Annotated in this window: 14 protein-coding genes; 6 read left to right on the top strand and 8 right to left on the bottom strand. The window is 55.5% G+C overall.

The genetic code is table 11. The annotated features are described in order from the left end of the window. Nucleotides 1-169 precede the first annotated feature (169 nt). The 4 genes from ACIPO9_RS09520 to ACIPO9_RS09505 all read right to left on the bottom strand — a co-directional run bounded on the left by ACIPO9_RS09520 (nt 170) and on the right by ACIPO9_RS09505 (nt 6561). Nucleotides 170-1369 (bottom strand): carbohydrate porin, encoded by a 1200-nt coding sequence (locus tag ACIPO9_RS09520; RefSeq protein WP_400780371.1) that lies wholly within the window; start codon nt 1367-1369, stop codon nt 170-172. A 411-nt stretch (nt 1370-1780) separates the two neighbouring features. Then, nucleotides 1781-2800: an ABC transporter permease gene (locus ACIPO9_RS09515; protein WP_400780369.1), complete on the bottom strand. Its 1020-nt coding sequence runs from the start codon at nt 2798-2800 to the stop codon at nt 1781-1783. Then, entirely contained in the window at nt 2797-5277 is a 2481-nt protein-coding gene (locus ACIPO9_RS09510; protein WP_400780366.1) for an ATP-binding cassette domain-containing protein, read from the bottom strand. The genes ACIPO9_RS09515 and ACIPO9_RS09510 overlap by 4 nt, the downstream gene beginning before the upstream one ends. 189 nt (nt 5278-5466) lie before the next feature. Next, on the bottom strand, nt 5467-6561 hold the full coding sequence (locus tag ACIPO9_RS09505; RefSeq protein WP_400780365.1) for a substrate-binding domain-containing protein: 1095 nt from the start codon (nt 6559-6561) through the stop codon (nt 5467-5469). Nucleotides 6562-7151: 590 nt separating this feature from the next. Here ACIPO9_RS09505 and ACIPO9_RS09500 point away from each other — a divergent pair. Together ACIPO9_RS09500 and ACIPO9_RS09495 are read left to right on the top strand one after the other, a co-directional pair. Further along, entirely contained in the window at nt 7152-8090 is a 939-nt protein-coding gene (locus ACIPO9_RS09500) for a helix-turn-helix domain-containing protein (protein ID WP_400780362.1), read from the top strand. A 172-nt stretch (nt 8091-8262) separates the two neighbouring features. Further along, entirely contained in the window at nt 8263-9699 is a 1437-nt protein-coding gene (locus ACIPO9_RS09495) for an amidase (protein WP_400780360.1), read from the top strand. A gap of 26 nt (nt 9700-9725) precedes the next feature. Here ACIPO9_RS09495 and ACIPO9_RS09490 read toward each other — a convergent pair whose 3' ends face one another. Continuing rightward, nucleotides 9726-10766, bottom strand: a complete 1041-nt coding sequence (locus tag ACIPO9_RS09490; RefSeq protein WP_400780358.1) for a GlxA family transcriptional regulator — start codon at nt 10764-10766, stop codon at nt 9726-9728. 116 nt (nt 10767-10882) lie between these two features. On the opposite strand from ACIPO9_RS09490, the gene ACIPO9_RS09485 reads away from it, so the two are divergent. The 3 genes from ACIPO9_RS09485 to ACIPO9_RS09475 all read left to right on the top strand — a co-directional run bounded on the left by ACIPO9_RS09485 (nt 10883) and on the right by ACIPO9_RS09475 (nt 14359). After that, nucleotides 10883-11524: an HD domain-containing protein gene (locus tag ACIPO9_RS09485; protein WP_400780356.1), complete on the top strand. Its 642-nt coding sequence runs from the start codon at nt 10883-10885 to the stop codon at nt 11522-11524. A 195-nt stretch (nt 11525-11719) separates the two neighbouring features. Next, nucleotides 11720-12841 carry an alkene reductase gene (locus tag ACIPO9_RS09480; RefSeq protein ID WP_400780353.1) on the top strand — a complete coding sequence of 374 codons (1122 nt, stop codon included), beginning with the start codon at nt 11720-11722 and terminating at the stop codon, nt 12839-12841. A 111-nt stretch (nt 12842-12952) separates the two neighbouring features. After that, a complete protein-coding gene (locus ACIPO9_RS09475) occupies nt 12953-14359 on the top strand; it encodes an aldehyde dehydrogenase family protein (protein ID WP_400780351.1) in 1407 nt (468 codons plus the stop codon). A gap of 78 nt (nt 14360-14437) precedes the next feature. Here the strand turns inward: ACIPO9_RS09475 and ACIPO9_RS09470 are convergent, their stop codons facing one another. From ACIPO9_RS09470 to ACIPO9_RS09460, 3 genes are read right to left on the bottom strand one after another with little or no spacing between them, the layout of a single operon-like run. Then, nucleotides 14438-15067: a cysteine hydrolase family protein gene (locus ACIPO9_RS09470; protein WP_400780349.1), complete on the bottom strand. Its 630-nt coding sequence runs from the start codon at nt 15065-15067 to the stop codon at nt 14438-14440. Between the two features lie 54 nt (nt 15068-15121). Next, the gene (locus tag ACIPO9_RS09465) at nt 15122-15940 is read right to left on the bottom strand and encodes a DUF2182 domain-containing protein (protein ID WP_400780537.1); all 819 of its coding nucleotides are present in this window, start codon (nt 15938-15940) and stop codon (nt 15122-15124) included. Beyond that, the gene (locus tag ACIPO9_RS09460; RefSeq protein ID WP_400780347.1) at nt 15940-16611 is read right to left on the bottom strand and encodes a DUF1326 domain-containing protein; all 672 of its coding nucleotides are present in this window, start codon (nt 16609-16611) and stop codon (nt 15940-15942) included. The genes ACIPO9_RS09465 and ACIPO9_RS09460 overlap by 1 nt, the downstream gene beginning before the upstream one ends. A 104-nt stretch (nt 16612-16715) precedes the next feature. Here ACIPO9_RS09460 and ACIPO9_RS09455 point away from each other — a divergent pair, with 104 nt between their 5' ends. Further along, nucleotides 16716-17705 (top strand): GlxA family transcriptional regulator, encoded by a 990-nt coding sequence (locus tag ACIPO9_RS09455; protein ID WP_400780345.1) that lies wholly within the window; start codon nt 16716-16718, stop codon nt 17703-17705. Nucleotides 17706-17734: the final 29 nt, after the last annotated feature.

The raw sequence follows: 17734 nt of genomic DNA, 5'->3' as shown, positions 1-17734 counted from the left end.
TTCCACAAAATGATGTCCTAACCTACGCCTGCACGAGCAAGACGACTTTTCTGGAGAAGACAGAATCCGTGGTCCGATACGGACACGAGCAGCTTTTCACGCGACCGGACGCAGCGCGAATTAGCCGATTTCACCACCAGTCAGTGGAATCGGGCGCCGCACAAGGTGGTCAGAACGACGCACGCACCATCAGGCCTCCCACTACGGCACTGTCGACTTGATTCACGCCTCCTGGATGGACGATGTATTGAATATTAGGACGAAGGATCAGCCATTTCGTGACCTTGACGCCGTAGTAGATCTCCGCGCTGTACTCGTCGCCTTGAACGGGCAGGTAACGAGCGTCATCGTAATCTGACACGCCGTTGAGGGTGTTGATCAGGCGCTGACGTTTGCTCGCGTTGTCAGCCACGCTGAGCCCACCCGCTGCGATCCCGATGGTATCGTCGGGGCGAGAGTCAAAAGCGCCATTGATGATCATGCCCAATGTGTAGTGTCGAGCGACGTATCCGGTCGCGTGATCGTTGAAAAAGGCTTGGCTGAATACTTCAATATTCCGGCCAGGGTCGTTATTAATCAATGCCACCGTCTGCCGCGCTACGTACCACCAACCTGAACGGTGGGAGTGCTCCTCGAATGCTCCGCCAGGGGTGAGCGGTTGCGGTTGTCCATCCGCCCCTTTGTAAACATCGTTCGCATTGGAGGTGTTATAACATCCACCCACCCGGTATTCACCAGGGTGGCCAAACAGCGCCTGTTTGGGGGCCCAGATCAGTTCTGCAGGTAATATCACTCCGTCCCTGCCACTGGTACTCACCTTGAATGCATTTTTGTTCTGGATAAGCGTGGGATTCTGCTCAAAAACACCCACTTGCACCGCCCATTCCGGACTCAAATTGTATTTGAGACTTGCGGCCCATTGACCGATGGGGAAGTTGTACCAGTCGTCTCCATGCCAGTTACCTCCAGAGTTCCCGCAGAAGATAAGGTTCTGGAAGTCACACGTGAATTGCCCAAAGGCATCTGGCCCGAAGCGGCCGATACTGTACTCCAGGCTGTCGTCCAGAAGCTTTTGTCGGAACAGGAGTTGAGTAAGGCGAGTGACATTCCCCCTGCCGAACACGTTCTGCGACGAGCCGAGCTGGCCCTGCCTGGTATCAATGAGCCGCTCGGCGCTCAGATCCTTACCATTACGGTCAGTGAAGGTGGTCACGAAACTTGCGTTCGGGATATCAAGCAGCTTCCCAAGGTCCATGCTAAGCGTGAAAGCCAACTGATCGGCATATTCGTAGGTTCGGTTTTTATCGAAGCCGCCATGGGCATTCCATGCCGAATCATTGCGGTAGGTCATATTGAAGGTGTAGCCCATGTCCTGCAGCTGGTTTCGTAGCCCGCCCCAATCACCCAACATCCATTTGGAGCTGCCTTCCGCAGTGTAGGCTGCCGTGGGGGATGGATTAGAGCTTGAGGCCGAAGTGGAACTTGATACCGCACTTGGCTCAGGACTAGAACTTGCGTCCGCGACCAGAGGCCCGTGACTCTTCTCTTGCCCCATTACTGCGTTACAGCTCATAAGCTGCAAGATCGTCAATGCTATACCACTCGCCAACACCTCACATTTTTTCATCAAAGCCCCCGCATTTATTAGTATGATTTATAATTTTCAGGCAAGACTGTTCCTGCTCAATTTGAGAGGAAAAACATTTTTTCACATGGACCGACCGAAGTGAGGACTACACTTCGGTTACGATCTATCGCTTATTATCGCTTCTTCTCTACTTCAACCGGCGCGGCGGAGGATTCCAGGTATCCCCCGTGCTGCCACTGCAATAAATATTGCAAGCGCTTGAACAAGCAGTTGTATGGCGGCACTCGCACCCATGGCAAGAACCATTTGCCCCAGTTGCGCCATGAATAAAGCAGCAATCGCACTGGCTACAACGCTTCCTTTCCCGCCGGTGAAAGGCGTCCCGCCCACGACTACCGCCGCAATCGCAGGCAATAAATAATCATTACCAGCGGTATGGGATGCGCTGCCGATAAACCCCGCTAGAAGTATTCCGGCAACCGCAAAACAGACAGCCGAGACTACATATGCACCGAGTTGATACAGGTTCACCCTGATTCCGGCGGCAAGTGCGGCGGCTGGATTGATCCCGACAGCCACGAAACGCCGCCCAACTGCCGTTTTACGGGTGATAATCCAGACCACTCCTACAAACAGAAATGCAAAAATGACACTAAATGGCAAACCTAAAAATTTGGAATGTGAAAACTCCTGCAGAGTGCTCGCAGTCGAAACTGGAGCATTGCCCGTCAGAGTTCTGACTGACCCAATCAGCAATGCGTTGACTGCCAGGGTTGCGACCAGAGGGCTGATGGAAAGACGCGAAGTCAGGAAACCGTTCAGCGCCCCCACCAGGATCGCGATACTAACGGTAATAAGCGCTGCCAATGACTGGGAGCCCAATGCATTACCCAACGTCGCCATCAGTACGCCAGCAAGCGCGACCATGCCGATGGCAGACATATCGAGTCCCCGCTGTTGAATGACCACTGTTTGGCCTGTTGAAACAATTGCCAGCATCCCTGCGAAAGGCAGCATCGCGAGCAGCGATCCCTTGCTCATCGTGCCGGGGGCGATGTAAGCGCTGACCACGAACAATGTTATTGTGCCGAGCCAAACCCAGGAAAATTCGTCCAGAGCAACTAATCGGCGTTTAGGTTCATGAAGCTGCACTGTCTTCTTGCGTGAAAGATTGCGTTCATTAGCCAGAGGATGAGATTTGACTGAGCTCATGCTGCCACCGCCATTTGCCGACTCTTCGAATATAATGCTACTGATGCGAGAATCATCGCACCCAGAAGATATGACTGCCATGCATCGCTGAGATCCAGAAAGGTAGTGACGACATTAATCTGGGTAATCAGAAGTGCACCTAACAGGGCGCCGAGAAAGGAACCACGTCCGCCGAACAGGCTTGCCCCGCCAATAACCACTGCGGCAATACTGGCCAGGGTATAGCTGGTTCCGGCAGAGGCGTCACCTGATCCCACTTGCGCCATCATTGGAATAGCTGCAACTGCTGCCATCAACGAACATGCCACATATGCCATCAATAGAGTCACTCTGGGCTTTACACCGGCCACCCTCGCCGCCTCCGGCCGCGAACCAAAGCCTCTGAGAGAAAGTCCCCAGTAACTTTTGAACAGTGCGAACTCCAGTATCAAACCGATTATCAAAACGACGACAATCGCGGCAGGAATAAACCCGTACTGCATGTTTACAGAGTCCATGACTGATTCCGATATCAAGCCCCCTGGAGTGGGTCGAAGCACGAGGGAAAATGCTTGCAACCCCATGAATGTCACGAGGGTGGCAACCATCGGGTGCATCTTCAGAGGGTCGACAAGTACCCAGTTCACGACCCCCACACCAGCGGCGACCAGAAAGACAAACGCCCAGCCAACCAAGGCGCTGCCCGCAGGTTCATCGACGAGGTAAAAAGACTGAATGACAACCACAAAGCCCATCAACGGTCCGACGGAGAGGTCTATCCCGCCTACCAGCATCAATATCTGCTGACCGAAAGCAACCAATGCAAGCGTAGCCACCAGGGCCAGCATTCCAGCTATGTTTCTCTCACTCATGTAAAACTCGTTAGCATGAGAAGCGAACATGCCAAGGACGCCGATACCTGCCACCAGGATCAACAGCGGAGCCCAATATCCCGCTGCCCACTCGTAAAGATCTGAAACCCCTCGCTTGTGCTGCACCCTCTGGTTGGTTGCAGTCAGAACCGCGCTCGTGATGTTCTGCTCCGTTACTTCAGTCCCGGTCAGTTCTTTTACGACCTCGCCCCTGGAAAAGACCAGTACTCGATCGCACAATCCAGCGACTTCCGATGCATCCGACGAAACCAACAAAACGCCAGTCCCCGTGTTCGCGGTAGAGCGAAGTGTTTGGTAGATTTCCATACGTGCGCCTACGTCAACCCCTTGGGTAGGCTCGTCCACAATCAGCAACTTGGGGTTGCTTGCAAGAACGCTCGAGAGGACTAGCTTTTGCTGGTTGCCCCCCGACAAGAGGCGGATTGGAGTATCAAGCGACGATGTTTTCACTGCGAACTCGTTCACTGCGGCCACCGCGCGAGACTCTTCCAGACGGGGCGATATCACCCCCCCAACGCCCGATTGGCGCAAGCTACGGATAGAGAAGTTCTCCCGGATGCTGAGCTCACCAAAGATACCCTCTCTATGGCGATCGCCTGGGACATATCGGATCCCGGCTGAACCAGCTGACGCTGCGCTCGATAACCGAACGTTATCCCCGTTGACACGAACAGAACCTTTGGATCGGTGGAGCCCCGCTAGCGCGCGGATTACCTCGCGCTGGCCATTACCATCGACACCTGCCAGGCCGACGATCTCCCCACGGCGCACTGTGAAATCTACGTTGTCGAATCCCCTTCCCGTGAAAGACTTAACCTCCAGACATGGCTGAGTTGAGTCCGTGCTGGATGATTTGCGAGGAAAATCACGGTTTATCTCACCTCCCACGATCAGCTCGACGATCTGCTGCTCCGTCAGGTTGTTGGCGATATGTGTCCCCTGGTCCTGACCATCTCGCAGAACAGTGAGACGTTCGACAATCGACTGCACTTCGCGAATGCGATGCGAGATATAAATGACGGCAGAGCCCGCACTCACAAGCGTCTGGATGTGCCGAAACAGTCGTTTGACGTCGTCGCCTCCCAAATGCTCGGTCGGCTCATCCAGTACCAACACCTTGGGTTTGGCCGCGAGTGCCTTTACGATTTCGACAATGAATTTCTCCCCGGAATTAAGGCTTGCGACGCGCGTCGAGGGGTCGATCCGGGCCGAATCGTCCCACAGGAGAAGGCATTCGGCTGCCCATGCATGGAGCCGCACAGGGGAAGGCCGCAAATGGGGCGGCATGCCCATATAAAGATTTTCAGCCACTGTCAGATCAGGCATCAGTGCGGGCTCCTGCCGGACAATCGCCAGGCCAAGCTCTCGCGCAAGAAGCGGGTTACCGAGGGCCTCTTGACCGTCGATGATCACCCTCCCCTCGTCGGGTACCAGGGCACCAGACGCGACAGCCATCAAAGTCGATTTTCCCGCGCCGTTTTCGCCCACCAGTCCATGCACCTCGCCGGCTCGCACGCAAAGCGTTACTTCATCCAATGCCTTCACGCCTGGAAATGACTTGGTGACCTTATGTATGACTAACAAATCTTTAGCGTTCATATTCATTCAAGATTACCAACGGAGTAGTCAATGTATTTTTCTTATTTCAGTGAAAGGTAACTGGCTGAACAAATCACCATCACGTGAATTGGTCTGATCACAGCATGACAACAGGGGCGCATAACTATCCGCGAAGACGAGACGTAGCAGGATCTTGGAGCGTATAACCCCTCCCCTGCACCAGGCACTATCGTTTCAAAAGAGCTGCTTTAATTTTTCGCTTGATAGATTGGAACTGAAATCTGCATCTGGCGGGGCGGAAGGATCGCACTTGGGTGCAAAGCCCTTGGTAGAATCGGCGCTGGGGAACGGAACAATAGCAAGAGGCTCGGGATCTGGGGTACCCTGGAACTCAGCAACCGCTCGACGAACAGCAAACCTTGCGAGTGTCGTGGTACCGTCAAGAGAAAAGTAAGGCCACCCTTTCCCGGCGCCGACATCGTCCGAATATCTGCAATTGAGCTCGTTGCTGCTCGCCAGTGTCGCTTGTGCCGGAACTGCTAATCCCGCCTGCTGAAATGTTTTTACAGCGGCTAGAGTGGTTGCGCCGAAATCTGATGCGATGCCATCAATCTTGGAATATTTTGCGATAAGCCCGGAAACCGCTTTCTGTGCATCCGAGGGTGTCCAGTTAGTCACAATATAATTATCATCGAGCAGATGCAGCCCCGGGTATTTCTGCACGCCTTTCTTGAAACCTTGCATGAACCGTAAGGAGGAGCTGGCGCCTGGCACACCACCCAACAACAGGACATTGCCTTCTTTAATCGTCGAGCCGAACCAGTCAGCCCACAACTCGCCCACTCGTTCCTGATCCTGATAGACAAGCGCCGTATAGTCTCTTCCTGGCGTTCCGGAAATTTTCGAGAAATAAGGCACTACGGTAACACCCGCTTTTTTCGCAGAGCGCAAGGCAGGCAGCATGGCGTCGCCAAAATCCGTGAACGTCACCATCACGTCTACGCCTTGAGAAACAAGCGAATTGATATCGCTGTTGGACTTCTGCTGGTTACCGTTGGCGTTAGTATAGATAAACCGCTTCACATTCGGGCATTTTGAAAGTTCATCCTGAACCTCAGCCAAGACTATTTTTCGCCAAGTATCGCCGCCATATCCGTCTGTCAATGCTACGGTCATGGGCTTCGAACCACACATGGCGGTTATGTCGGCGCCTTCGCCCATGGTTGCATAATCACTTGCCGCAGCGGGCAAAGCCATTAGCGACACAAGCACACCCGCCAGCAGAGCGAATGAAATGTGCAGGCCTTGAGATTGTTTAAGAGCAGTCATCACGGATCTCCGTCGCACGCAAGCGCATATACTGGCCTGCCGATAACCCACACTGTACGAACTGGAGATGCAATGAACACGTCTCTAAGCGCCAGATTCATTTGCCGAATTCGGACAGTTATCAGACCGCAACAATCGGCTGAAGCGTTTCAGGCAGCGCAGGAAACTTGACGCGTCGCGAGCGTCACAAAAAGCCAAAGACAAGATTGTGCGCCGACTCTAAAGTCAATATCCGTTGCTACCATTAGGAACGCCGGGGTTGCGGATGGCTACAGTTGTTCCCTCTAGGGCCTGCTTGCATATCCGGTTCTCAGGCCTGCGTTCGGGAGCGGACCAAATAATCCGAAGCCTGATATTTGAGGACACGAAGACCTGAGCGAGGCACTGATTTGTAGCGCGCGCACCAAGCCAGAGCGGACTGAACACACAAGAAGCAGCGCCAGAATAACCGCCTGGTTTCTTGAGCGAAGCCTGAATCAACCGCAAGAACAGGTCCTGGTCACCAGAATAGGCATTCCAATGTTTGGCTCTGGCTCAAATTTTGCTGAGACCTGCGTTCGGTAAGTGAGTGGCACATCGCGGAGACGATCATGATCGACCATTACAGCACCAACTCTTTAGCAGCTAAGGATCGCTTCGCTTACTGGGCTGATGTCGTTTCGTCACAGCATTGCGTGTCCGATAGCGCAGCCACGCAAAACGGGCCTTTTGACGCCCATCTGGCTATCCACTCAGTCGGTTGCATCCGCGTCAGCGAAATCAGAAGCGCGGCGTTAACCTACCGTCGAAATTCACGAAACCTGAGCGAGGCCCCCTCTGACAGTTACTTGTTCGCCTATATGCAGGAGGGTAAAGGCAACCTCGAGCAGGCGGGTAGACGGGTTGTCCAAAAAGCGGGAGAGATGGTTCTCTACGATACCGCTCGAAATTTTGATTTCGATTTCCCGGATGATTATCGGATGATCATCATGAACATCCCGAGGAAACAGTTGTTATGCCGCCTCCCGGAAGCCGAGCGCATGACAGCCATGAAACTAGGTTCTTCCAGCATGATGGGGTCATTGCTGTCATCGATGATTTTGAGCTCCGTAGATTTGATTGTCCCTGACAACCTGAGCGCCGCAGCAAAAGTGAGTTCCTCCTTCATCGATATCCTGGCCGCAGCCATGGAGTGTGAGTTTGGAGACGCCAAGGGCCTGACTAACCGTCACAGCGATCTTTTAGCGAAGGCCAAGAATCACATGATGGCCCATATCGATGACCCCGACATGGATATGGACAGCATCAGTTCAGTGCTTGGAGCTTCATCAAGAACGCTCAGCAGACTCTTTGCAGCAGAGGGCACCACTGCCATGCAGTGGCTGTGGCAACAGCGCCTGGCCATGAGTTATACGGCACTGACGGAGGGCAGAGCACGGCTTATCGCCGAGGTGGCCGTGAGCAATGGCTTCAGCAATTTTTCGCATTTCAGCCGCGCTTTTAAAAAGCAGTATGGCGTCCCGCCCAGTTCGCTAGTGCGCAAGGATTGATGAGAGCTCCCCTCCCCGGCATTAACGATTTGTCCAGCCCAGTCACAAAGATTTGACCGGCCAAGCACATAGCGCGGTGAGCTTTCCCTCTACAGTTGAAGAAACAGTCGGCACAGGTGTGATCAGTGATTGCGCCCTTGTGCTGTGTCTTTTCCCCCGTAGAGCCATAGCGATGTCAAATTTGGACAACAAGCCCTATTACAATCTTGAGCTTCTGGAAGTTGCCGATTTGCTGCGACGCCGCGACATTTCGTCTGTGGATCTCACTCATTCGATGTTCGAACGTATCGATGAATTTGATGACAGGTTACATAGCTATGTGTGTCTGATGCAGGAGTCGGCACTATCGGAGGCCGCTAAAGCAGATGCTGAACTGGACCAAGGCCTGTGGCGCGGTCCGTTGCATGGTGTGCCGCTTGCCGTCAAGGACATGCTTTGGACAAAAGAAGCGCCCACTACAGCCGGTATGGCGATACATCTGGACACCAGAACCGAGCAGGACGCGACTGCAGTAGCTCGGCTCCGTGAGGCGGGTGCGACAGTGTTGGGAAAGGTCGTGCTCACCGAGGGCGTTTACGCCGAACACACCCCGCCGTTCAAGGCCCCCATCAATCCGTGGCACGCAGACTACTGGTCCGGAGCCTCATCGAGTGGCAGCGGTGTAGCAGTGGCTGCAGGCCTATGCTTCGGGGCGCTGGGCTCCGAAACCGGGGGATCGATCAGACTGCCATCTGCGGCAAATGGCGTGACCGGACTAAAACCGACCTGGGGGCGCGTGTCACGCTACGGTGCCTTTGAACTGGCAGCGTCAATGGATCACGTTGGCGTGCTGGCACGCAGCGTTGCAGATGCAGGAGCGATACTCAAGGAAATTGCAGGGCCGGATAACAGGGACCCTACGGCTTCACATCTTCCTGTGCCTGACTATGTAAGCGCACTTGGGCAAGACGTCGAAGGGCTGCGTATCGGTCTGGATTGGCGCTGGATCTCGGGCCTCGCCGACGCCATCACACAGCAGGCTCTGCTCTCGGCAATGGACGTATTGAGTGCTCAGGGCGCCAAGATTGTGGAAATTACCGTTCCAGACGTTCGCGCAATGATTGACGATTGGGTGGAAGTTTGTGCTGTGCAAACGGCGCTTGCGCATCGCGATACGTTTGCAAGCCGTCGAAACGAATATGGCCCCGCATTGCGCCAACTGATTGAAATGGGTCAAAACTTAAGTGGAACGGCGTATCAGGAACTGCTGCTTCGAAAGGCTGCGTTCTCTGGAAAGTTCGAGGCGCTCTTTCAGAATGTCGACGCACTCGCGATGCCGGTGATACCTTTTTCGGTACCCAAGTTGGAGCGCATGGCTAACATCGATCTTGAATTGATCGCAGCGCTTCACACCTTCACCTGCCCGTTCAACATGACCGGGAGCCCCTCTCTGACAATGCCCTGCGGCTTGGGTGAAAACGAAACGCCTCTGGTTTTTCAACTTGTCGGGGCCCAATTCGACGAGTCACGGCTTTTGAACCTGGGCCATGCCTACCAGAAAAATACCCATTGGCATCGACGGCGTCCAAAACTTGGCTCTAGTCACACAACGCTTTTTCAGGCGAGTTGAGAACTCCCATGCAAGCCCGGACAATTCTACGCGTATGCCCGGGCCAGGCTGCTTTGAGGTGCGAAGTGGAGCGCGTATTCCTTAGGGGTGATTCCTAGCCTGCGCACAAACGCCTTTCGCATCACATCAATGCTGTTGTAACCACACCGACGCGCCACCTCATCCATCGTGCGGCCACCTAGTTCAACATCACGACACGCAGCTTCCAGCCGAACATCTTCCACATATTTCGCAGGGGTTGTTTTAAGGTCTCGTTGGAAAGTCCGTATGAGGGTACGCACGCTCGTGGACATCTGCCCCGCAAGTATTTCCACGGTAAGTTCGGTATGCAGGTGTTCACTGATCCATACGCACAAATCGTCCAGGTTCGAACCCACTGCACGCTGGGACTGCAGAGTGACGCTAAACTGCGCCTGCCCACCCGGACGACGAAGAAACAAGACCAGATTCTTCGCGATTTCCATCGCGACCTCATCACCCAGGTCTTCGCTCACCAACGCAAGGGCCAAATCAATTCCTGCGGATATTCCTGCCGAGGTGTAAACGTGACCGTCTTTCACCCATATAGGATCTGCATCGACGTTGACCTTCGGGTAACGATCAGCCAAATCCCGGGCCATGCGCCAGTGAGTGGTCGCACGGCGGCCGTCCAGAACACCTGCCTGGGCAAGAACGAACGCAGCAACGCAAATTGAACACACTCGTCGCACCGCCGGCGAATGCGTACGGAGCCAGTCCAGCACGCTCTGATCTGACTGGCCAATCGACTTCCATCCTGATGCCACGATCAAAGTATCAATTGGCCTGGGCTGCTGACGCTCCTGCGAAAGTGTCTTGCGCGCCACGAGGTCAATTCCCGTACTGCTCTCCAGTCTGACATCAGCTCCGGACGATATGAGCTCTAGTTCGTAGGGAGGGATTTCCCCCACGCACAGACTGTTGGCAAAGCTGAAAACCTCCGCAGGACCGACCACGTCCAGCGCGTCAACCGGCCCCACACCCAGAATGACTACGCGTCGTTGTTTGCGGCCGCTAGCCCGTGGATCAATTTCTACGCGTCTGATCATGGCCCGAGTCCAAAAAGCAATGCCGCATATTGGCACGAATAAACTGAAAATAGTCAATTACGACAGGAAAAAAAATCTAGATTAGATAGGGAGCTACCCCACCTCAGGAATTCGATATGACTACCCCAGTAACGATCGGCGGCATCATCGCCCCAGACTCCGATTTGACCCGCAAGGCCTTCTCTCTGGTCGAACGCGTGCACTCGAAACCATTGCTCCATCACGTCCACCGCACATGGTGGTTTGCCGACTTCCTTGGGAAAAAGCGCGGCTTTAACTACGACCGTGAAGCTGTATATCTCGCAGCGCTGATGCATGACCTGGGATTGACCGAAGAATTTGCCGCCGACAGCCGTTTTGAAGTTGACGGCGCTGATGCAGCAAGCCGCTTCCTCCTCGACAACGGCTACTCGGATGCCAAGGCACAGCTTGTGTGGGATGCGATCGCGCTGCATTCAAGCGCGGGCATCGCTGACCGCAAGCAACCAGAAATCGCGCTGATCTACATGGGCGCCCATGTCGACGTAATGGGGCTGTTCATCGAAGAAATCACACCTTCGCTGATCGACGACACCTTGCAGCTTTATCCAAGAATCGGAATGAAGGCGGCGTTCACCCGGGCCGTCGCCGAAGTGGCGCGCAAAAAGCCGCATACAGCGATCGGCACCGGTCTGGGAGATGTTGGTCGTCGCCACATCCATGGTTTCGACTGCCCGAATGTCTGCGACCTGATCGACAACGCGCCTTTCGATAGCTGATTGGCGACTGGGTGGATCAACCGTACTGCACTTGGCGAGAACCCCGAGCAGTACGAGCTTCTACCCACTGCGAGACAGCGCAGCGCCGAAAACACGGGGTCCTGACTTAGCTCAACCCACTATTAATCGACAACTCCCTTGCGCTGTCCTTATGGCAGCTGCGCAAGTATCAACGACTTTTATCGGAGGTTTACCTTGAGCCTGTTCAACGACTTCAAGCTGGGCGATATGGTTCTCAAGAACCGTTTCGTCATGGCGCCAATGACCCGGTCCCGAGCGTTCGAAGATATCCCAAACGAGCAGACCGCTCTGTATTACACCCAACGTGCTACCGCTGGACTGATTGTTACCGAAGGCACGCCGATCACTCAGGAAGGCCGTGGATACCTGTTTACACCCGGCATCTATACCCCTGAGCAGATCGCAGGCTGGAAGCTGACCACCGATTCGGTTCACAGCGTTGGCGGCAAGATATTCGCCCAGTTGTGGCACGTGGGTCGGATCTCCCACACATCGCTGCAGAAGGATGGATGCGCGCCGGTCAGCGCGACGACGAAGCTCGCCAACGGAGCCACTGCCTATGCCTACACCGACAGCGGTGAACCTGGCTTCATGCAAACATCCGAGCCGCGCGCACTGACGACTGATGAGGTGCGTCGTGTGGTTGAGGACTTCGCCCAGGCCGCGGCTAACGCAATAGAAGCCGGGTTTGACGGCGTAGAACTGCATGGCGCCAACGGCTATCTGTTCGAGCAATTCCTCAACCCAAAAGTCAACGACCGTACCGACCAGTACAGCGCACAAGCTCTCGACGATCGCCTTCGCTTCGCGTTCGAGGTTGTAGACGCTGTATGCGCGCGGATCGGCGCCGCTCGCGTCGGCTTCCGGATCTCCCCGTACGGCCAGCTGTTCGACATGCCGCTATACCCAGAGATCGACGAGACTTATACCGCACTTTGCGCGGGCCTGGGCGCGCGCGGTATTGCGTATGTTCACGTCATGGATCAAACACGCTTCTTTCTTGCATCAGCAGATTCGGTTGCTCGCGAAGATGCCCTGCGAAGTCTGCTGAGCGTCTGCCGCCAGGGTCTGAGTTCGACTGCGCTGATACTGGCGGGCGACATGACATTGGAGCGCGCCAGGCAACTGGTCGGTGACGATCTGATTGACCTGCCGGCGTTCGGTCAGCCCTACATCTCTAACCCGGATCTCGTCGCTCGCCTGCAGAACGACTGGCCGCTCACCCCCCCGGATCGCGACACCTACTATCAAGGCGATGTCGAAGGCTACCTTGATTATCCGCCTTACAAGAAATGAGTTCATTGGCCGTTCAACGCTGATCCGATCTCCGGCTGATGCCCCTGAACCGAGGCCGGCCCCCGTCCCGCGTGGGGTGCCTCGGTGAACCCTTGACGAGTGGATTCTCGAATGACAGAACCAACCCTGGCGGTAACCTCCCCCTACGACGACTCGATTGTGGGACGGGTAGATATTTCTTCAGCGACCGACGTGGAGCATGCGCTTGACGTGGCCCACGGGTTATTTCGAGACCGAGCCGGTTGGCTGCCTAAAACGCAACGTATCGAAGTCCTGCATCGCGCCGCCGTGATCGTCCGTGCTCGCAAGCTCGAGATAGCGACGCAGGCTGCGCGAGAGGGAGGCAAGCCTATAAAGGATTCGATCGCAGAGGTAGAGCGAGGTATCGACGGTATCCTCAATTGCATAGAGGTCTTGCGGACCGAGGCAGGAAATGTCGTCCCGATGGGGTTGAACGCAGCATCGACGAATCGGGTTGCGTTCACTCAGTACGAGCCCATCGGCGTCGTGGTTGCCGTCTCGGCGTTCAACCACCCCTTCAATCTGATCATCCACCAGGTTATTCCAGCAGTTGCCGTCGGTGCGCCGGTAATCGTGAAACCTGCAGCCAATACCCCCCTGAGCTGCCGGACACTCATTGAGGTTCTCGTTGAAGCCGGTTTACCCCCTGGCTGGGCACAGATGGTGTTGCCGATCGACAACGCTTTGACAGGAACACTGGTTGGTGACTCCCGGGTAGGCTTTTTCTCGTTTATTGGCTCCGCCCCAGTCGGTTGGATGTTGCGGTCCACGCTCGCACCAGGTACTCGCTGCGCGCTTGAGCATGGTGGAGTCGCGCCCGTTATCGTCGCTGCCGACGCCGATCTTGATGACGCCCTGCCGCGTATCGCTCGTGGAAGCTTCTGGCACGCTGGACAGGCGTGTATCAGCGTGCAGCGGGTATTCTGTCATTCGAGCATCGCGCACAAGGTCGCTACGCGTCTGGGTCATTCAGGTGACGCTATGGTAGTTGGCGATCCTGTGGACATGACGACCGAGGTGGGTCCACTGATTTCGGGACGTGAAGTGGATCGGGTCGATGAGTGGGTAAAAGAAGCGATCGATGCCGGTGCGACGCTCATATCCGGGGGTAAGCGGTTGAGCAACAATTGCTATGCCCCGACGGTGCTGCTCAACCCGCCTCAGGACTCCAAGGTCATGCGCAAAGAGGTTTTCGGCCCAGTAGTGGCGGTCTATGCCTACGACTCTCTGGAGGAAGCACTCGAGCTGGCCAACGCCCTGCCCTATGCCTTCCAGGCCGCCGTGTTCACCCAAAACCTGGACACTGCCATGCAGTGCTATCAGATCATGGACGCGACCACCGTGATGATTAACGAGAACACATTGTTCCGGGTTGACTGGATGCCGTTTGCGGGAGCGAAGCTTTCAGGCCATGGCGTAGGTGGAATCCCGTACACCATGAAGGAAATGCAGGTTGAAAAGATGATGGTCTGGCGCTCTACAGCGGTTCGCCCATAAATCCTCTCGACTGGAAGCAGTTGCGCGACCACCCGGCCGCGCAACTGCCAGCTTTGCGTTGACGAAGATCGCGACGTCTCACATTTTCCCTATCGCGCGCTGGTTCGAGTAGTAGATGTTGTCGCGCACAGCGTGCTCTGGGTTGCTGAGGCCCTGCACCCAATCCTCTGTACTGAGCACTGCCGCATAAGCGGACTCCAGGATAATCGTCGTAACGCGATGTAATTCCTCGGCGGACGCATACCCCGATTTGTTCCTGTAAGGGAGAGAGCCGGCAGCGTCGGGTAGAAACTCGACGTGATACCCACGGTGCATCGCTTCCCGAATGGTCGAGTCGTTACAGTTGTGGGTCATATAGCCAATCACGGTCAGCGTATCTACCCTGTTATTCGTCAGCCATATGTCGAATCCCGCATCCGAGAATGTGCTGGGCAACACCTTGGTCACCAGGTGATCGTAGGGGCGCTCGGCTACTACAGGGTGCAACTTGGCTCCCTCGCTATCCTGGGCGAAGATCGGGGCGTCTGATGGCAGAACGTGCTGCACCGCCACTACGGGAATCCCTGCTTCTCGCGCAGCGTCCATCGCTTTGGCGATGTTGCCGAGCGACAACTCAACCGGCGGATACTCAATGCGAAAGTTGCCATTGATGTATTCGTTCTGGACGTCAATGACGATAAGCGCGCGACGCGGTGTACTTTCGGACATGTCCTTTCCTCAGAGTGAGCGCCATCCGCAGGACGGCGCAAGTTGGAGTTGTTGTCAGAGCGATCGGCAATAGCCGTCATACATCAGGGGGTCTTGAAGCAGCGGCGCCGTTTGCGGCGATACCGCAATCCATATCCCCATGGCGACCAGGAAAAAAGCGATGGGAATTGCCAGCTTCTGTCCTTTGGGCAAGACCTTCTCGGCAAACATGAACAGCGTCAGCAAAGCCATCCAGGTCAGGCTCATCGCCCCTACCGCAAACATCACACCCATCAGCGCCCAGCAGCAACCCACACACACGAGCCCATGTTTGAAGCCCATGTAGATTGCGCCGCCATTCCCGGCGCGCCAGTGAAGCTGGAAGAATGAAAACGGTGAGCGGCAGCCTTTGAGGCAGACATGCTTGAGGGAAGACACCTGAAAAAACCCTGCCAGGACCAGCACCGCGCCCGCCAACCATGGGCCCGCGTGATCCCAGGCGATGACCCTCGGGCTTACAGCTCGCACCAGCCCATCCAGTGCGTAGGCACAAAGGCCATAGGCAATCCAGGCAATCCCATAGCCAGCGACGAAGCCAAGCATCCGCTGGATACGGACGGCGCGTGCTGTGCCTCGTCCTCGAAGCATTCCTGCGAAGGCTGCGATGTAGTTAAGTTCGGAGGGCAGCATCATCGCAGTCAGCATCACTACCCAACCTGCGAGGAATACGGGCAATTGGTGCAGGGGCGTCCCAGGCCCCTCATCCATCCCACTCATGAAGATGAGTGTAAAGAGCCAGGCAGCCACGCTGATCGCGACGACCACCATCGCCCAACCGGAAACGGAGAGTCGCACACTCAAAAATGATTGCGACGCAGGCGGGGCGTTCTTCATCACGGCGCGTCCGGTCCGTTCCAATCAAATGGAATGTGCTTGCTCGCTTGTCCTGCGGGAATATTCTGTTCAAAACCGAAAGCCTTCCAGCGCCCGGCCACGCTTTTGCCCCAGGTGACAGCGGCGTCCGTGGGCCCAACTTCACTGCCCGGTGGGTTGAAGCTCTGCAAGCGCTTGCTTGGGTCGGAAGTCGGACCACTCATGGCGCGGCCACTGGCTTCGACCTTATCTTCAACGGTCACCCTCCAATGTTCGAGGGTGCTCTCGATTTCGACCGTGATGTCCGCGAACTCGACGCCTTTAACTTCCCGAACGTGTGTCGGCACGAACTGGGTCATCCAACCACCCGCTTGACCGGTGAATATCGACACCATTGCAGCGCGTTGTTCTTCGTTGCCGGTGGCGTCGAAGAAAAACCCACAATCGAGCCAGGCGCCGTCCCAGAGATTGCCGGTGAAATTGGCCAGCAGGACAACTTTGAGACCCGCCATCGGAGTGGCCCCGAAATGCCCTTCGTTGATTCTGTACGCCCACAGCACTTCGCAATGGTTTCCGGTAGGAGGTTGCGCGTAAGTACAAGGGCACGGTGAATTGCACGAGCACACGTCCAGCCACTCTCCGGCGATGTGCCATGGTGGAATACGTTCGGGTTCAACCACTGATTGGGTCATTGCCTGCACTCCTCTGATGTTCAGCAAAATGTCTGGACATCATGGAGCAAACTGGAGACGATCATCAGTGGCCGGATCGACATAATTAAAGGCGAAATCGACAAATGGCGAAACATCCCACCATCGAGATTGGAATTGTTCCGTTTCCAGGCGCCCAACTGGCGGCAATCTACGGTCTGATCGATTTGTTCAAGATCGCCGACACTTATGCCGCCAGACATTTTGGAGAAGACAGTGTTTTCCTGCGGGTCACGCAACGCCTCCCCCCGGCGTTAGCCCCGATAGCCAATGAACGTCTTGGCATCGAGCTGAAGACAGACAAGGCGCCGACTGTACTGATTCTGCCGCCGAAACTGGGCACCCCATTGACGGCTGAAGAAGCGATGCCCTATGCCGACTGGTTGATCGCCTGCCATAAAAAAGGAACTGTTCTGGCTTCTGCTTGCGGAGGCGCATTCATGCTCGCTGAGGCAGGCTTGCTCGACGGACGATTGGTCACCACCCACTGGGATCACGCTGAAGTGTTTGAAAGCCGTTTTCCAGACGCCAGACTGGACGTGGACAAACTCATAATCGATGACGGGGATATCATCAGCGCCGGCGGTTTGATGGCATGGGTCGACATGGGACTCAAACTGGTAGATCGTTTTTTGGGACCTGTCGTGATGGTTGAGACAGCCCGTTACATGCTGGTCGATCCTCCTGGCCGGGAACAACGCTACTACAGTGCGTTTTCACCAAACCTGAACCATGGTGACGCGTCCATCCTCAAGGTTCAGCATCGACTGCAGGCTGAAGGCGCGAAAGACGTTTCCCTGGGCGCTCTGGCCTCGATCGCCGGGCTTGAAGAAAGGACTTTTTTGCGCAGATTTCGCAAGGCGACCGGGCTGACCGCTGGAGATTACTGCCAGCGGTTGCGGGTCGGAAAAGCATGTGAGCTGCTGCAATTCAGCGCAGCCCATGTCGAAACGATCGCCTGGCAAGTCGGCTACAGCGATCCGAGCGCATTTCGTAAAGTGTTTCTTAAAATCACCGGACTCACACCCGGTGATTACCGTCGCAGATTCAACGTGAATCCGCCGCAAGGCCATTGAGCGAGTGGTAGTCGGGTCAGTGAAACTCA

The sequence above is a fragment of the Pseudomonas sp. NPDC090203 genome (assembly GCF_044746765.1).
GTDB lineage: Bacteria > Pseudomonadota > Gammaproteobacteria > Pseudomonadales > Pseudomonadaceae > Aquipseudomonas > Aquipseudomonas putida_AD.
Note: the sequence above shows the minus strand (reverse complement) of the source record. Positions and strands in the feature narration are given on the sequence as shown.

What these genes read in the sequence shown, in the direction of transcription:
- ACIPO9_RS09520 (WP_400780371.1), bottom strand. Translation starts at nt 1,369, where the DNA reads ATGGGCTACACCTTCAATATGACCTACCGCAATGATTCGGCATGGAAT.
- ACIPO9_RS09515 (WP_400780369.1), bottom strand. Translation starts at nt 2,800, where the DNA reads ATGAGCTCAGTCAAATCTCATCCTCTGGCTAATGAACGCAATCTTTCA.
- ACIPO9_RS09510 (WP_400780366.1), bottom strand. Translation starts at nt 5,277, where the DNA reads ATGAATATGAACGCTAAAGATTTGTTAGTCATACATAAGGTCACCAAG.
- ACIPO9_RS09505 (WP_400780365.1), bottom strand. Translation starts at nt 6,561, where the DNA reads ATGACTGCTCTTAAACAATCTCAAGGCCTGCACATTTCATTCGCTCTG.
- ACIPO9_RS09500 (WP_400780362.1), top strand. Translation starts at nt 7,152, where the DNA reads ATGATCGACCATTACAGCACCAACTCTTTAGCAGCTAAGGATCGCTTC.
- ACIPO9_RS09495 (WP_400780360.1), top strand. Translation starts at nt 8,263, where the DNA reads ATGTCAAATTTGGACAACAAGCCCTATTACAATCTTGAGCTTCTGGAA.
- ACIPO9_RS09490 (WP_400780358.1), bottom strand. Translation starts at nt 10,766, where the DNA reads ATGATCAGACGCGTAGAAATTGATCCACGGGCTAGCGGCCGCAAACAA.
- ACIPO9_RS09485 (WP_400780356.1), top strand. Translation starts at nt 10,883, where the DNA reads ATGACTACCCCAGTAACGATCGGCGGCATCATCGCCCCAGACTCCGAT.
- ACIPO9_RS09475 (WP_400780351.1), top strand. Translation starts at nt 12,953, where the DNA reads ATGACAGAACCAACCCTGGCGGTAACCTCCCCCTACGACGACTCGATT.
- ACIPO9_RS09470 (WP_400780349.1), bottom strand. Translation starts at nt 15,067, where the DNA reads ATGTCCGAAAGTACACCGCGTCGCGCGCTTATCGTCATTGACGTCCAG.
- ACIPO9_RS09465 (WP_400780537.1), bottom strand. Translation starts at nt 15,940, where the DNA reads ATGAAGAACGCCCCGCCTGCGTCGCAATCATTTTTGAGTGTGCGACTC.
- ACIPO9_RS09460 (WP_400780347.1), bottom strand. Translation starts at nt 16,611, where the DNA reads ATGACCCAATCAGTGGTTGAACCCGAACGTATTCCACCATGGCACATC.
- ACIPO9_RS09455 (WP_400780345.1), top strand. Translation starts at nt 16,716, where the DNA reads ATGGCGAAACATCCCACCATCGAGATTGGAATTGTTCCGTTTCCAGGC.